At 23.6% G+C, this 14,658-nt stretch carries 21 protein-coding genes; all 21 read left to right on the top strand.

The genetic code is table 11. From position 1 onward, the window contains the following. Nucleotides 1–4: 4 nt before the first annotated feature. A complete protein-coding gene (locus tag E0D94_RS09120; RefSeq protein WP_130807159.1) occupies nucleotides 5–571 on the top strand; it encodes a PilN domain-containing protein in 567 nt (188 codons plus the stop codon). After that, entirely contained in the window at nucleotides 558–1,310 is a 753-nt protein-coding gene (locus tag E0D94_RS09115; protein WP_130807158.1) for a hypothetical protein, read from the top strand. Before E0D94_RS09120 ends, E0D94_RS09115 begins: the two co-directional genes overlap by 14 nt. Nucleotides 1,311–1,348: 38 nt before the next feature. Then, nucleotides 1,349–2,086, top strand: coding sequence for a prepilin-type N-terminal cleavage/methylation domain-containing protein (locus E0D94_RS09110; RefSeq protein ID WP_130807157.1), 738 nt, complete (start codon nucleotides 1,349–1,351; stop codon nucleotides 2,084–2,086). Between the two features lie 8 nt (nucleotides 2,087–2,094). Continuing rightward, nucleotides 2,095–4,029 (top strand): pilus assembly FimT family protein, encoded by a 1,935-nt coding sequence (locus E0D94_RS09105; protein WP_130807156.1) that lies wholly within the window; start codon nucleotides 2,095–2,097, stop codon nucleotides 4,027–4,029. Continuing rightward, a complete protein-coding gene (locus E0D94_RS09100) occupies nucleotides 4,019–4,594 on the top strand; it encodes a PilW family protein (protein ID WP_130807155.1) in 576 nt (191 codons plus the stop codon). The genes E0D94_RS09105 and E0D94_RS09100 overlap by 11 nt, the downstream gene beginning before the upstream one ends. Nucleotides 4,595–4,596: 2 nt before the next feature. Continuing rightward, nucleotides 4,597–6,033: a hypothetical protein gene (locus E0D94_RS09095; protein ID WP_130807154.1), complete on the top strand. Its 1,437-nt coding sequence runs from the start codon at nucleotides 4,597–4,599 to the stop codon at nucleotides 6,031–6,033. 24 nt (nucleotides 6,034–6,057) lie between these two features. Continuing rightward, complete coding sequence (locus E0D94_RS09090) at nucleotides 6,058–6,531, top strand: hypothetical protein (RefSeq protein WP_130807153.1); 474 nt, start codon at nucleotides 6,058–6,060, stop codon at nucleotides 6,529–6,531. Between the two features lie 26 nt (nucleotides 6,532–6,557). Further along, the gene (locus E0D94_RS09085) at nucleotides 6,558–6,827 is read left to right on the top strand and encodes a late competence development ComFB family protein (protein ID WP_130807152.1); all 270 of its coding nucleotides are present in this window, start codon (nucleotides 6,558–6,560) and stop codon (nucleotides 6,825–6,827) included. A 23-nt stretch (nucleotides 6,828–6,850) separates the two neighbouring features. After that, complete coding sequence (locus tag E0D94_RS09080; protein WP_130807151.1) at nucleotides 6,851–7,396, top strand: shikimate kinase; 546 nt, start codon at nucleotides 6,851–6,853, stop codon at nucleotides 7,394–7,396. A gap of 62 nt (nucleotides 7,397–7,458) precedes the next feature. Continuing rightward, the gene (gene aroQ, locus E0D94_RS09075) at nucleotides 7,459–7,896 is read left to right on the top strand and encodes a type II 3-dehydroquinate dehydratase (protein ID WP_130807150.1); all 438 of its coding nucleotides are present in this window, start codon (nucleotides 7,459–7,461) and stop codon (nucleotides 7,894–7,896) included. Between the two features lie 25 nt (nucleotides 7,897–7,921). After that, nucleotides 7,922–8,479 carry an elongation factor P gene (gene efp / locus E0D94_RS09070; protein ID WP_130807149.1) on the top strand — a complete coding sequence of 186 codons (558 nt, stop codon included), beginning with the start codon at nucleotides 7,922–7,924 and terminating at the stop codon, nucleotides 8,477–8,479. A gap of 36 nt (nucleotides 8,480–8,515) precedes the next feature. Then, nucleotides 8,516–8,794 carry a CD1247 N-terminal domain-containing protein gene (locus tag E0D94_RS09065; RefSeq protein ID WP_130807148.1) on the top strand — a complete coding sequence of 93 codons (279 nt, stop codon included), beginning with the start codon at nucleotides 8,516–8,518 and terminating at the stop codon, nucleotides 8,792–8,794. Between the two features lie 130 nt (nucleotides 8,795–8,924). Next, complete coding sequence (gene spoIIIAA / locus E0D94_RS09060) at nucleotides 8,925–9,923, top strand: stage III sporulation protein AA (protein ID WP_130807147.1); 999 nt, start codon at nucleotides 8,925–8,927, stop codon at nucleotides 9,921–9,923. Further along, entirely contained in the window at nucleotides 9,911–10,435 is a 525-nt protein-coding gene (locus E0D94_RS09055; RefSeq protein ID WP_130807146.1) for a stage III sporulation protein AB, read from the top strand. Before spoIIIAA ends, E0D94_RS09055 begins: the two co-directional genes overlap by 13 nt. A 14-nt stretch (nucleotides 10,436–10,449) precedes the next feature. Continuing rightward, a complete protein-coding gene (spoIIIAC, locus tag E0D94_RS09050) occupies nucleotides 10,450–10,647 on the top strand; it encodes a stage III sporulation protein AC (protein ID WP_130807145.1) in 198 nt (65 codons plus the stop codon). Between the two features lie 10 nt (nucleotides 10,648–10,657). Next, nucleotides 10,658–11,044: a stage III sporulation protein AD gene (gene spoIIIAD / locus E0D94_RS09045; RefSeq protein ID WP_130807144.1), complete on the top strand. Its 387-nt coding sequence runs from the start codon at nucleotides 10,658–10,660 to the stop codon at nucleotides 11,042–11,044. Between the two features lie 11 nt (nucleotides 11,045–11,055). Beyond that, nucleotides 11,056–12,237, top strand: coding sequence for a stage III sporulation protein AE (gene spoIIIAE / locus E0D94_RS09040; protein ID WP_130807143.1), 1,182 nt, complete (start codon nucleotides 11,056–11,058; stop codon nucleotides 12,235–12,237). 8 nt (nucleotides 12,238–12,245) lie between these two features. Continuing rightward, entirely contained in the window at nucleotides 12,246–12,830 is a 585-nt protein-coding gene (gene spoIIIAF, locus E0D94_RS09035) for a stage III sporulation protein AF (RefSeq protein ID WP_130807142.1), read from the top strand. 9 nt (nucleotides 12,831–12,839) lie between these two features. Then, the gene (locus tag E0D94_RS09030; RefSeq protein ID WP_130807141.1) at nucleotides 12,840–13,421 is read left to right on the top strand and encodes a sporulation stage III protein AG; all 582 of its coding nucleotides are present in this window, start codon (nucleotides 12,840–12,842) and stop codon (nucleotides 13,419–13,421) included. After that, nucleotides 13,408–14,085, top strand: coding sequence for a SpoIIIAH-like family protein (locus E0D94_RS09025; RefSeq protein ID WP_130807140.1), 678 nt, complete (start codon nucleotides 13,408–13,410; stop codon nucleotides 14,083–14,085). Before E0D94_RS09030 ends, E0D94_RS09025 begins: the two co-directional genes overlap by 14 nt. 66 nt (nucleotides 14,086–14,151) lie before the next feature. Then, entirely contained in the window at nucleotides 14,152–14,541 is a 390-nt protein-coding gene (locus tag E0D94_RS09020; protein ID WP_130807139.1) for an Asp23/Gls24 family envelope stress response protein, read from the top strand. Nucleotides 14,542–14,658 lie beyond the last annotated feature (117 nt).

The raw sequence follows: 14,658 nt of genomic DNA, 5'->3' as shown, positions 1-14,658 counted from the left end.
TTAAATGACTGATATAAATTTATTTTCACCATATATTAAAAAAGAAAAAAATAGCAGTATAAATTCTAAATATATAATAATATCTATTGCTTTATTTCTATTGTTAGCTATTATTTATACGGGATGGTACTATTATAATACTTATAAAATTCAAAATAATATAGTCAAAATGAATAATATTTTAAACTCTAAAAAAGTACAATCTCAATTAAATAAATTAGAAGTAAAAAATAAAGAAATCCAGATATTAGATAAATACTTACATTCAACTAATGAAATAAATTCAGAGTTTGAAGAAGTAAATACTATAAATACAAATATAATAAAAAGCATAAATTCTAGTATGCCAAACTCATTATACTTTAGCTCTATGAGCATTACAAATAATATAGTTGAAATTAATGGAACTACAGAGAATAGAGAATCTATTGCTGAATTTCAACAAGTTTTAAGTGAAAAAGACTTTTTTTCTAATGTATATATAACATCTATTTCAAAAGATAATTTAAATGATAAATATATATTTGTACTTACTTCTATACTTAGAGGTGATGAAAATGCAACTAAATAAAAGAGAAAAGAAATTATTGATAATAGCAGCTAGCTTATTATTTGTATTTTTATTATATAATTTTATATTAAATCCTCAAATAAACAAATTAAGCAAATTAAAAGAGCAAGAAGCTGAACTTTTAGATGATTTATCAAATTCTAAAACTAGTATAAATACTATCAAATCTTTAGATAAAGAAATAGAAGATAAAAAGAAAAAAATATCTTTCTTAACAAGTGATTTATTTCCTGAACTTGAACAAAGTAGAATAATATTATTACTTGATAAATTTATAGAAGAGTCAAATTTAAAATTAGATGCTATAAATTTTTCTGAAAAAACTATGAAAGCTATACAATTAGAAGAGATTAAAATAGAAGAAAAAGAAGATAGTAGATTTAAAAATATAGTAAACCAATATAATAATTTAGTTGAAAATAATAAAGAATTAGTTGAAAATGAAACAGAACAATCTGGAGAAAAAGAAGAAGCTAAAGAAAGCACAAAACTTGAAAGTATTTCAGCTACAATAGTTTACTCAGGGGATTATCATGAAATCAATAACTTTTTATCATTAATAGATAATTATAATAAAGATATTATAATAAGAGGTATTACCATGGTAAAAAATGAAAAATGCATTACTGGAAATATATTGTTGGATTTTTATGGAATACCAAAAATAGATGAATTTAAAGATGATTTTGAAATACCAAATACAAATGTAAATGGTAAGGATAATCCATTTATCACATAGCAAATAAAATTAATCCTTATATTTAGAAGGAGCATATTATGAAAAAAATATTTAAAAATAATAAGGGATTTTCTTTACTAGAACTTATAATTACCCTTGCCATACTTTCTATAATTATAATACCTATAAGTTCTTTTTTTATAAATTCATCAAAAGCAACGAATACTGCAAGTGATAAAATGATGGCTTTATCTATAGCACAAGATGAGATGGAAAAAATAAAATTAAAGGAAAGTTTAAAAGAGGAAATAATTGAAAAAAATGATGATGAATATAATAACTTTTCATATAGAGTAGAGATAACAAAAAGTGCAAAAGAAAAACTTGAGAATAAAAAAGATACAAAAAATATTATAGAAATAAACTCATCTTTATTAGAGAAAAATGACTATTATATTTTAACTATTACTAATGATAATTATATACTTGAAACAAATTTAAACAATCCAGAGATAGCTCAAACGGTGAATTTAATAAAACCTATAGAAGAATCTATTGCTATATTTATAAGGGATAATAATTTAAACAAAGAAAAAACAGTAAAAATAGAAGCTTTAAATGAGTCTATTAAATTATTAAAAATATATACAGAAAAAGATCAAAAAATCTCCATTCTAAACAAATTAGGTCCTATAAAAATTTATAAAAATTATAGTAGTCAAAAGTCTAAATCTGTTTTGTATAAAGTAAATATTAAAGTATATAAAGGCGATATAAATGATCCTAAAAGAGAATTAATTGAGGAAATTGAAAGTTATAAAAATATAGTTCAATAGGTGATGATATGAAAAATATTTATAAAAATAAAAAAGGATCAACACTTGTAACATTAATTATAATATTTGCTATACTTTCTATATTGGGTACTACTATTTATTCAATAGCTATTACAAATAGTAAAATAGGCATAATGAATAGTAAACTAAAAAGAAATTTTTATTTTGCAGAGTCAGGGTTAGAATTAGCTCAAGATGAACTAATAAAAACAATTCATATAGGAATAAAGGAAGCTAATAAAGACGCAAATAAAATATTAGAAATAGATTTAGAATCAGAAAGAGAAAAAGAAAAAAGTCCTTACATAACAGATGAGGGTAATATAGATGATGCATATATAAATCAAAAACAAGAAGAAATATTTGAAAATAGTTATTATCAATTTTTAGATAAAAAGATTGGGAATTCTAATAATTTAACTTTTTTTAAGATATTAAGTGAAAAATTACTAAAATTAAGTAAAGATAAATCAAATAAAAATGAAAGTTATGATATAACTGCTGAATATGAAAAAGACAATGATAAAGTTAAAATAACCTCCACATATATAAAAGATCAAATAAAACAATCAGTAAGTGCTATATACAGCTTGAAAAAACCAAACTATAGTGGTTTATATTCATATGAATCAAAAATAACAGAAATACCAAATTATCATATGCTTAAAAATGCCATATCAGTAGATAGAAATTTAAATATTGATTCTTCAAATTTTAATATAAATGGTGATGTTTTTGTAAATCCACAATATAATTATAAAAATTTACAAGAACAAAAATTTGGAAATATAAATATAAATAATTCTAGAAAGTTATCCATAATAGATGGCAGAGTTATTACAAAAAATGTTAATCTAACTGATACATTAGTTAAAATAGAAGAACTCTATACTAGTGATGATTTAAATATTAATGGAAGAATTAATGATATTAATATAAATAGTTATTTTGGATATGGTGATGGTGATATTCCTGGTAGTTCGAGTGCAATAGTGATAGATTCTATGAAGAACAACAAGATAATAGTTAATAAAAATTTAGCTATATTAGGTACTGCATTTATTAATACAAAACCAAATTATCAGACTGGTGAATCAGTTTCTATAAAGAAAAATTATGAAATTTATACTGAAAAATTTTCTAATGAAAATGATACATTTGACTATTATAACCCTTTGGTATTATTAAAAACAAATAATTTAGATGAAAAAATAGAAAGATTTTATTCTGAATCAAATAAAAATCATACTAAATTAAATTTAGGACAAAGTATACAAATACCTAAAAATTCACTAAGTAAAGGTATATTATTAAATCAAGGTTTAGCAATTGAACCTAATATTCCAAATGGTACACAAGTACAGGTTATTAAAGAAAAAGCAGATGAATTAATAGGTACTTTAAATAATGGAGTGATAGATAGATTTAAATATATTCCATATTTAATAAATGAAGAATTTGAAAGTGAAACAGGGAAGGTAAATGTTGTTAATGGGTCTATAGATATACAGAATAAATCTAAGTTTAAAGGAATAATGATAGCTTCTGGTAGTATAGCAATAAATAGTGATTTAGACTTTGATGGAATAATGATAGCAGGAGGTAGTATAGCCATAAATAATAAATTAAATTTTAAAGGGATATTAATTTCAGGTGGAGAAATGGCTATATATAATAATACAAATATTAATGGAACTGTTATATCTGGATACGATCTTAATTTTAATTCTGGAAGTAATTTAAAGGTTACTAGTAATGAAAATTATGTATTTAAATTACTTGCGCAAAATGAAAAGCTTACTAAAAATTTATTTAAACAATATGACAATATTGAAAAAAAGAAAATAATAGCATATGAAAAACTAGTTCCTTCTGAAGAAATAAATTATGATATAAATTCTATAATAAAATTAAGTGAATGGAAGATAAATTATGATAAATAAAAAGGGGTTTACTCTTATAGAATTACTTTTAGTATTAGGGATAATTGGAATAGTTTCAACTATGGTATTTTCAATATTTATAACAAATATAAAAAATTTTGAAAGAAATCAAAAAAAGATAGAAGTTCAGCAGAATATGAGAACAGCAGTGGAATTTATGTCTAGAGAAGTTATTGAAACAAAAGGAATATTAGAAATAAAAGATATAAATCGAAATAAAATTAATATAGAAGAATTAAAAAAATATAAAAATAAAGAAATTGAAATAAAATATATTATTTTTTCAACTTTACTTGAAACAAGAGATAGATATGAATATAATAGAAAAATATTTGCATTAAAAAGCAATAAGTTAGTTTATGGTCATATTCGTAAAAATATGAATAATATTACTGAAACATCTGCTAATATGGAAATATCTTTTTATATAAATAAAATAACCATAGAACCAATTTTAGATGAATTAGATAATCAAAAAGGAATATCTTTTACAATTTATACAAAGGAAAGATATGATATAAAACCTATTAAAACTAGTATATATTTTAGAAATATGGAGGTTTGAAAATGAAGAAGAAGAAATTACTAATAATTTTTATAATAATATCTACATCAATATCTCCATTAATAATATTAGCAGATAAAATTACAAATTCTAATATAAAAGAAATAGTAAAGTTAGATATAAAAAGCACTTTAATAAATTTGATAGGAGATTACTATTTAACTGATGAAGAAATAGAAATAAACTATACTATAACCCCTAATAACATTAAAAAAGATTTAATTGATGATAATAGTGGACTAATTAATAATGTAGAAATTATAAAACTTAATGAAAATCCAAAGTTAAATAAATTTGGAGCTAGTTATACTTTAAACAATAACCATTATAATTATGATGATTTAGAAGATATTTTTTTATTGTATTCATCAAAATCATATGATGAAGTCAAAAATAAACTTAATAACTTAGATATTCAAAAATATTCTAATAAAAATGGGAATGGTGTTCCTCTTCAATCTTATTATAAAAATAAAAATAAACTAGAAGATAAAACTTATTTCCATAACAATCAAATACCTCTTTTTGAATTAAATGATCTGCCTATTGAAAACAGTGAAGATTATCTGAATGGTGAATTTTATGCATACGTTTTAGCTGTAGATAGTAATTATGATGTTATAGAACTTAAAAAATCTAATTATCCTGTTGGAAATAATAAAATAGGTTCAATTGAAAGGATAATAGACATTAATTATAAAATACCTTCAGAAATTAAAGTTATTGAAGATCAAAATTTTAGGGAGTTAGGACTTAGCTATGAAGATGGAAGGATTACAGGCTCATTAAATCAACGACTAGTATATAAATTATTAGGTGATTACTATAAAGCTACACCTATTACTTTTAATATTAAATTTAAATCTAGTAAAAGAGGAACATATAATTTACCAAACAATAATAGTGAAATTTCATTTGAGAGTCTTAAAGATCCTAGTGTTATTTCAAAATTCACTATACCTCCAACACAAGTAAGAATAGAAAATTTTAGAAATAATATTAAAATAGAAGACATGGGATTATTTTATAATAACAATATTTCTTATAATTATGATAATATAGATTTAGCTATAGAAAATAAATATAATCTTGGAGTGGAATTTACTTCTAATAATATTAATGCTAGAAATACTGATATTGATATATATTTTAATAAAGACAATGTTAAAATTAATTCTTATAAATTATATAAATATGACATTAATAAAGAACAATTTTTAATGATTAAGGATGGAGTAAAATATAATGGTCAAGAAAATAAGCTAAAATTAAATATATTAGATAGGGGTATAGAAAATAGATATATTTTAGTTTATACTGTAAAAAGTGATACTATATTTAAAAACATAAAAAATACTGTAATATTTAATAAAAGTACAAGCCTACAAAAAAAAGTAATAAAAAATATAAATTTTGTAGAGTTGCCAAGTGTAGATTAGCTCTAATTAAGAGGAGTATAAATTATGGATAATAAAGGTATTACAATAATAGAATTAATTTTAATATTAGGTATTATGGGTATAATATTTCTTATAGTAACACCAAAGTTCGACTTTAGTGATTCTGAAATGAAACGATTTGGTAGAGAACTTGTTATGGATTTAAATTATATTAAAACAAAAAGTAAAACAAGTGAATATAATTTCGATAATAAAATACATATTATAACTTCTGCAGGCAAAAAAGATAGTTATTATGTTTCATTAAAAGGAGAACCTAATAAAAAGGTATATTTAAATGAAAAATTTACAATAGCAACTAATTTAGTTGACAAAAAGATTTATTTTACTAAAACAGGAGTTCCTTCTCCAAGAGCTGGAACAATAAGAATTATAAATAATACAAATAGTAATTACATAGAAATAACAATTACACCTGCAACAGGTAGAATTCATATGTATGAAGAAGTAAAAAAAGGATACCAAAAAAATTTATAATGTGAAGTGGGGATGGGGACAAACAAATGATATTATATAATTTTATGGAAGCTGAAGCAAAATATCACTTAAAAGAAGTATTAAATAAATATCCAAATGCTTGTAAATGTGAAGAGTGTAAAAATGATATATTAGCAATAGCACTTAATAATTTACCACCTAAATATATATCAAGATCTATAGGTGAAGTTTCTTCTAAATTAAATTCACAATTAGAAGGACAATTCCCAGCAGATATTCTTAGGGAACTTACAAAAGCAGCAGAAATTGTAACAAGAAATCCAAGACATAAATAAGTATTTAAATAGTTGGTGATAAAATGAAGACAAATATTGTATTAATAGGATTTATGGGAACGGGTAAAACTACAAATGGAAGAAGACTGTCTAGAAAATTAAAGAAAGAATTTATTGATACGGATTTTTTAATAGAAAAAAGAGAGAACATGAAGATTGAAGATATATTTAAAAAATATGGTGAAGGATATTTTAGAAAATTAGAAAATCAAATAATAAAGGAAATCAGTAAAAAAGAAAATAAAATAATTTCTACAGGTGGAGGTACAGTTTTAAACCCTCAAAACATTCAACTTTTAAGTAAAAATGGATTTGTTTTTTTACTTCAAAGCTCTACTGATAATATTATTTATAATCTTAAAAATTCTTATAAAAAGAGGCCTTTATTAGAGAAGAAAAATTGGACTAAAGAAGTTTCTATATTATTAAACAAAAGAAGAAAGTTGTATTATAACAATGCTGACTTTGTTGTTAAAGTTGATAATAAAAATCACTATACTATTGTTAATGAAATAAGTAGAATTTATTTTAAAAATAGATATAAAAAAAATTATAGAAAGAAAAAATAACTTATCTACTAAATATGTGAAATTTGTGGTAATATATAATAGTGTATGATAGGAGAGGATTTATGAGAAATATACTTATGATAAATGGTCCTAATTTAAATTTATTGGGAAAAAGAGATAATGATATATATGGTAATAAAACTTTAAATGAAATTGAAAATCTTTGTATAGAAAAGTGTAAAGATTTAAATTATAAATTAGAGACTTTTAGTTCAAATAGTGAAGGAAGTATTATTGATAAATTGCAAATGTCAGATGAAAAATTTGATTATGTAATACTAAATGCTGGTGCATTTAGTCACTATAGCATAGCTATTAGAGATACTGTTGAATCTATTAATACACCTGTTATAGAAGTTCATATTTCTAATATTTATGCTAGGGAGAGTTTTAGACATAGTTCAGTTATATCATCTGTTGCAAAAGGTAGTATAAGTGGGTTTGGATATAAAACTTATCTAATAGCAATTGATGCTATAAATGAAGTTTTAAAAATATAAATTAATATTTAGGAGGAATTTTATTATGATTATGGCAGGAGATTTTAGAAAAGGAATGACTATTGAAATTGATGGAAGTATATATCAAATTATTGATTTTCAACATGTAAAACCAGGAAAAGGAGCTGCTTTTGTAAGAACAAAAATAAAGAACTTAAAGACTGGTGCAATAAAAGAAAATACTTATAGTCCATCTGAAAAATTTCCAAAGGCACATATTGAAACTAAAGAAATGCAATATTTATATAGTGATGGTGAGTTATATCATTTCATGGATACAGAAACATATGAACAAATTGCATTAAATTATGATCAAGTAGAAGATGCAATAAAGTTTTTAAAAGAGAATGATGTGGCTACTATGAAATTTTATGAAGGAAGACCATTTCAAGTAGATGCTCCGAATTTTGTAGAATTAGTAGTAACACATACTGAACCAGGCATTAAAGGTGATACATCTTCAGGAGCTACAAAACCAGCAGAAGTTGAAACAGGAGCTACTGTTATTGTACCACTATTCATTAATATTGATGATAAAATAAAAATTGATACAAGAACTGGTGAGTATTTATCAAGAGTTTAGGTTATAATATAATAAAAAATATAGGAGGTTTGTATAATGGAATATTTATTTGAAAAAGTATCATATTTAAGAGGTTTAGCAGATGGATTAGACATTAATGAAAAGAGTAAAGAAGGTAAACTTTTATTAAATATTGTTGATGTATTAGACGATATTGTAGATTCATTAGAAGGTTTAGCTCTTGAGCAAGATGAAATGGCTGAATATATCGATTATATTGATGAAGATTTATCTGATGTTGAAGAAGATATATATGACGTATATGATGAGTTTGATGAAGATTTTGATGAATATGAAGATGGTGAAGAAGAGTAATACATAAATAATTTTTCATAAAAAAAACGACTATGATATATCATAGTCGTTTTTTTTATGAAAAATTATTTATTTAGTAATATTTAGATTAGTTTCTTAATACAAATATATATATAAGGAGGGACATGTTATGAATGAACCAAGGAATAAAGAAAAAAATTATGATTTTAAACGCTTTGAATCTGTAATATCTAGACTTGATATTAAATTAGAAAATGTATTAAGAAGTATACCCACTAGATATAAAGAAACTATTGAAGAGATAAGATTAAGGGTGGACTGTCCTTTAATGATTGAATCCCTGGGAAATGACTATTATGTAAATTGCAATGGACAAGTAGGAAAAGAGATTAATAATAGTTTTATAATAGGCGAAAAAATTATAAAAAACACTTTTGAAAGGCTATGTGAATATTCAATATATGCAGTACAAGATGAATTAAGAAATGGCTTTATAACAATTAAAGGTGGCCATAGAATTGGAATTGCAGGAAAAGTTGTATACAAAGAAAGAAGTATTACTACTATAAAAGAAATATCATCTATAAATATTAGAATAGCTAGACAAAAGATTGGCATATCAAAAAATATTATGAACTTCTTATGGGACAAGTCTAGTATTTATAATACTTTAATAATTTCTCCTCCTCAGTGTGGAAAAACAACTTTATTAAGAGATATTATAAGGACCGTTAGCAATAAGGGTCTTAAAGTAGCAGTGATTGATGAAAGATCAGAGATTGGCGGAATGTATCAAGGGAAACCACAAAATGATTTAGGAGTAAGAACTGATATATTAGATAGAGCAAATAAATTTGAAGGAACTCTTATGATGTTAAGAGCATTGTCACCTCATGTAATTGCAACAGATGAATTAGGTGATAAATTAGATATTGATGCTATACACAATTCAATTAAAGCAGGAGTTAAAATTATAACTACTATTCATGGAGAAAGTATTAATGATATAAAAACTAAACCTTATATATCTGATATTATGAATCAAAAAATCTTTAAAAGAATAATAATACTTGATAATTCAAAAGGGGTAGGTACTATAAATGATGTTTTAGATGGAATAACAAATACGTCTTTATTAAATAAAGGAGAAATTAAATGTTTTGGATAAAAATATTAGCATCTATAATGATATTTATTCCTAGTACAATTATTGGAATTATGTTAAGCAGAAAATATTCTAGTAGAGTAGAAAATATTACCTCATTAATTAATTGTATTTTAATTTTAGATACTGAGATAATTCATTTATCTAACCCAGTAAATTTAGCTTTTAAAAATGTTTATGAAAGGTCAAAAAGTAAAGTTTCAATGATTTTTTTAAAAACTATTGAAGCTTTAAATAATAATAGAGATTCAAATTTGTATAGTGCATTTAAAAATACATTAGAGTTAGAAGGTTCAAAATATAATTTTACAAAACAAGATGAGGAAATATTGTTATCATTAGCTAAAGTGATTGGTGTAACGGATAGAGAAGAGCAAAAAAAATATTTTGATACTACAATAGAACAATTGAAAATTCAAAGAAAAGAAGCAATTGAAGAAGCAAATAAGAATGAAAAGCTTTATAAAAAGCTAGGTGTAATTTTTGCACTTCTAATAATACTTATATTAATTTAAAGGAGAGTTTAAAGATGAGTGTAGATATAATTTTTAAAATAGCTGGAATAGGTTTATTAGTTTCTATTACTAATCAAGTTTTAATAAGAGCAGAAAGAGAAGAGATGGCAACTATGGTAACTTTAGTAGGTATTGTAATGGTACTTGGCATAGTAATAGATTTAGTTACCAACCTTTTTGATAGTGTAAAATCTATATTTGGATTATATTAAGAGGGAAATTATGAATATATTACAAATTGTAGCTATTTCATTGGTAGCAACTCTCCTTATTGTTACAATAAGAGCAGATAGACCTGAAATTTCAATAATGCTAAGTTTAGCTACTGGGATATTAATATTTATATTTATTATAGATAAGGTTGTATTTGTAATAGATGTTTTAAAAGATCTATCTATTCGAGCAGATTTAGATTTTATATATTTTACAACTATATTAAAAATCATAGGTATTGCTTATATTTGTGAATTTGGATCTCAGATAGCTAAAGATGCAGGAGAAGGTTCAATAGCTACTAAAATTGAACTTGCTGGCAAAGTAATGATTTTAGTGGTTTCTATTCCAATCTTACTTTCCTTATTGGAATTAATTTTAAAAATAATGCCTTAAAGGTGTGAGTTATGAAGAAAATAATGATTATTATGATAATTATATTACTGTTTATAAGTTCGAATGCTAATGCAAAAGAAGATAAAAAAAATACAGAAATTCCTTATCAAATAGTGGAGGAACAGTTAGAAACTTTAAATATAGAAGAAATTACAAATATGATAAAAGAAGTTAATAATACTACTGAAGGTTACTTTGGTGATATAGATTTTAAAGATTTAATTGAAAAAATAGTTAAAGGTGAAAAAATATTTGAAGAAGATAAAATTTTAAATGGTTTTTTAAAACTTATATCAGATGAATTTATAAAAAATATAGATTTATTATTACAAATTTTATTATTATCTATAATTTCAGCCATACTTATAAATCTTCAAAATTCATTTGATAATGAGTCCATATCAAAAGTAGCGAATTTCATAGTTTATATTATATTAATATCTATAATAATAAAGAGTTTCGTAGTAGCACTAAATATTGGAAAAGATACTATAAATAATATGGTTATTTTTATGCAAATATTATTACCAATATTAATAACCCTTTTAATGGCTGTCGGAGGATTAACTTCTTCAGCATTACTGCATCCTTTAATATTAGGATCTCTTGGTATTCTTAGCACTTTAATTAAACAAGTAATAATACCTTTACTCTTCTTCGCAACTATACTTAGTTTAGTTAATAAGATAACAGATAAAGTTCAGGTTAATAGAATAGCAAGTTTACTAAGAGAAATTTCAGTAATTATAATAGGCGGTTCTTTAACTATATTTATGGGGATAATGACTATTCAAGGAGTTAGTGCATCTCAATTAGACGGTATTACTATCAGAACAGCTAAATTTGCTATCGATAATTTAGTTCCTGTAGTAGGAGGATTTTTGTCTGATGCTATGGATACTGTAGTGGGATGTTCGTTATTATTAAAAAATTCAATTGGGATTATAGCTGTGATAGTTTTATTTTTAATAATAGCAATTCCAGCATTTAAATTATTGTCTTTAATATTTATATATAGAGTAACTGCAGCTATCATTGAACCTATATCTGATGAAAAGATTGTTGATAGTTTAATTGAAACAAGTAAATCAATTATTATTATTTTAGGATTATTATTAATTGTGACAGTAATGTTTATAATTTCAATAGCTATAATAATCGGGGCTGGAAATATTACTCTTATGATGAGGTAGGTGAATATATGATTGAATTTTTAAGAGGGTGGATTATTAATATTGTAATAATATCAATTTTGATTACAATATTAGAAGCTATAATTCCTAACAATAGTTTTAAATCATATATAAAGATGGTAGGAGGTTTTTTAATAATTATTGCTTTAATAAATCCGTTCATAAAGTTACTGACCAATAACATAAATATAGATAAAGGTGTTTTTTCTAGTATAGATGTTAGTAGCATGAATTATTCTAAAGAAAAAATAAATAGCTCAAATGAAGATCAAATTGAAGAGTTGTATATTAATAATATGACCTCTGCTATTAAAAGTTCCTTGGAATCTGAATTTAATTATACTGTAGATTACATTAATATTGAGTTACTAGAAAAAGGTGAGTTTAAAGGGGAGATTAAAAAAATAACTATAAATTTAAATGAAAAAACTAAAAAAGAGAATCAAAAAGAAAGTGACATAGTTATTAAGAAAATAGAAATTGGAAATAAGAAAAATGAAAATCAACAAATAATAAACGATAAGGATTTAAAGGAATATTTAAATAAGGAATTTAACATAGACCATAAAAAAATTTATATAACTACTGATTAGGAGGAGACTATGAAATTAGAAAAACATATAAATATTTTATTTAAAAAAATTTCTGGCAATAAAAAGTACACTAATCTAGCTATTGTTATTTCAATTGGTATAATGCTACTTATAGGAATAAGTATATTTTTTGAAGGTGAAGAATCAATAAAAGATATAAACAATATAAATCCAAAGGAGAAAAATAAAGAAATATATGAGGAAGATTATTCAAATGAAATAGAAATAAAATTAAAGAAAATATTAAGTGAGATGAAAGGAGTTGGAGATGTAGAAGTAATGGTTACATTGTTGGAAACTGTGGAAAATATTCCAGCAACTAATACTACAAAAAATAAAGAAGTGACTAAAGAAAATGATTCTGAAGGTGGCACTAGAGATGTTATGAGAGAAGAAAGTACTGAACAAATTGTGATGAATGGGAATGGAGGGGAGATGATAACTATAAAAGAAGTTAAACCTGAAATAAAAGGAGTTATTATAGCAGCTGAGGGTGCAAATGATATTAGAATAAAAGAAACTATATATAATGCAGTAAAAACTGTATTAGGTATTAGTGGTAATAAGGTGGAAGTTTATGTTAAAAAATAAAGGAGGATTAATAATGATAATAAGAAAAAAGACTATTTATTTAACTTCATTGATATTAATACTTGTTATGCTAGGTTTTATAAATCATCAATTATCAAAAGATTCAATAACTAAATCATCTAATGATTATCAAAAATATGAAGAAGAGCTAACAGAGGTATCATCAGAAGAAAGTGAGTTAGTAGAAGTTGTAGGTGATAATACTGAAACAATTGAAGTAGTAGATAGTAAAGATAATGAAATTAATAATCTTTCTAAGGAAACAAACTCTGAAATAGGAGAAGCTTTAACAAATGAACAAAACATAGAAAAAAGCAATTATTTTGCAAAATATAGATTATCTAGAGATAAAATAAGGTCAGAACTAATTGATAGATTAAATGATATAGTAAAAAATGATAAGAGTAGTAAAGAAGTTGTAGATGATGCTCAAAAAGAAATAATAAAAATTGGTAAAAATTCTGAAAAGGAATTGTTAATAGAAGGTTTATTAGGATCTAAAGGATTTGATGAGTCTATAGTATTTATAGGTGAAAATGATGTTAGAATAGTAATATCAAAAAATGAACTTTCTAAAAAAGAAGTTGCTCAAATACTTGAAATAGTAACATCAGAAACAGAATTTAAAGCTAATAATATTAAAATAATAAATAAAAATAGTTAGTGTTTGTAAACAACTATTTAATTTGATATAATTGTGATATAATTAAGTTAATTTGGAGGTATAAAGATGACTAATATAGATGAAGGAAAAGAATATGAAAATGGTCAAGTTAAAATTTCAGATGAAGTAGTAGCTACAATTGCCGGACTTGCAGCTATAGATATTGAAGGTGTTCATGCTATGAGCGGAGGATTTACTGGAGGAATATCAGATATATTAGGTAGGAAGAACTTATCTAAGGGTGTTAAAGTTGAAGTAACTGATAAAGACGCATCTGTTGATTTATACATAGTTGTTAAATATGGTTCTAAAATTCCAGATGTAGCATGGAAAATTCAAGAGGCCGTAAAAGATGCTATTGTAAATATGACAGGCTTGAAAGTTTTAGAAGTAAATATTCATGTGCAAGGTGTTGAACTTAAGCAATCAGAATCATTAGAAGAGGAAGAGTCTTAAAATAAAATATATTAATGCAAATTAACCCTCACTAAAGTAGAGGGTTAATTTGCATTAATATTGGTTATTATTTTAATACATATTATTATAAAACAATAAAATTAAATTTATAAGGTA

The organism is Senegalia massiliensis (genome assembly GCF_900626135.1).
In the GTDB taxonomy this organism is placed as follows: domain Bacteria; phylum Bacillota; class Clostridia; order Tissierellales; family SIT17; genus Anaeromonas; species Anaeromonas massiliensis.
Note: the sequence above shows the minus strand (reverse complement) of the source record. Positions and strands in the feature narration are given on the sequence as shown.

Coding starts and splice junctions, on each gene's coding strand:
- spoIIIAA (WP_130807147.1), top strand. CDS start 8,925: ATGAATGAACCAAGGAATAAAGAAAAAAATTATGATTTTAAACGCTTT.
- spoIIIAC (WP_130807145.1), top strand. CDS start 10,450: ATGAGTGTAGATATAATTTTTAAAATAGCTGGAATAGGTTTATTAGTT.
- E0D94_RS09025 (WP_130807140.1), top strand. CDS start 13,408: ATGTTAAAAAATAAAGGAGGATTAATAATGATAATAAGAAAAAAGACT.
- E0D94_RS09110 (WP_130807157.1), top strand. CDS start 1,349: ATGAAAAAAATATTTAAAAATAATAAGGGATTTTCTTTACTAGAACTT.
- E0D94_RS09065 (WP_130807148.1), top strand. CDS start 8,516: ATGGAATATTTATTTGAAAAAGTATCATATTTAAGAGGTTTAGCAGAT.
- efp (WP_130807149.1), top strand. CDS start 7,922: ATGATTATGGCAGGAGATTTTAGAAAAGGAATGACTATTGAAATTGAT.
- spoIIIAE (WP_130807143.1), top strand. CDS start 11,056: ATGAAGAAAATAATGATTATTATGATAATTATATTACTGTTTATAAGT.
- E0D94_RS09055 (WP_130807146.1), top strand. CDS start 9,911: ATGTTTTGGATAAAAATATTAGCATCTATAATGATATTTATTCCTAGT.
- E0D94_RS09020 (WP_130807139.1), top strand. CDS start 14,152: ATGACTAATATAGATGAAGGAAAAGAATATGAAAATGGTCAAGTTAAA.
- E0D94_RS09105 (WP_130807156.1), top strand. CDS start 2,095: ATGAAAAATATTTATAAAAATAAAAAAGGATCAACACTTGTAACATTA.
- E0D94_RS09090 (WP_130807153.1), top strand. CDS start 6,058: ATGGATAATAAAGGTATTACAATAATAGAATTAATTTTAATATTAGGT.
- spoIIIAF (WP_130807142.1), top strand. CDS start 12,246: ATGATTGAATTTTTAAGAGGGTGGATTATTAATATTGTAATAATATCA.
- E0D94_RS09120 (WP_130807159.1), top strand. CDS start 5: ATGACTGATATAAATTTATTTTCACCATATATTAAAAAAGAAAAAAAT.
- E0D94_RS09115 (WP_130807158.1), top strand. CDS start 558: ATGCAACTAAATAAAAGAGAAAAGAAATTATTGATAATAGCAGCTAGC.
- E0D94_RS09095 (WP_130807154.1), top strand. CDS start 4,597: ATGAAGAAGAAGAAATTACTAATAATTTTTATAATAATATCTACATCA.
- E0D94_RS09030 (WP_130807141.1), top strand. CDS start 12,840: ATGAAATTAGAAAAACATATAAATATTTTATTTAAAAAAATTTCTGGC.
- aroQ (WP_130807150.1), top strand. CDS start 7,459: ATGAGAAATATACTTATGATAAATGGTCCTAATTTAAATTTATTGGGA.
- spoIIIAD (WP_130807144.1), top strand. CDS start 10,658: ATGAATATATTACAAATTGTAGCTATTTCATTGGTAGCAACTCTCCTT.
- E0D94_RS09085 (WP_130807152.1), top strand. CDS start 6,558: ATGATATTATATAATTTTATGGAAGCTGAAGCAAAATATCACTTAAAA.
- E0D94_RS09100 (WP_130807155.1), top strand. CDS start 4,019: ATGATAAATAAAAAGGGGTTTACTCTTATAGAATTACTTTTAGTATTA.
- E0D94_RS09080 (WP_130807151.1), top strand. CDS start 6,851: ATGAAGACAAATATTGTATTAATAGGATTTATGGGAACGGGTAAAACT.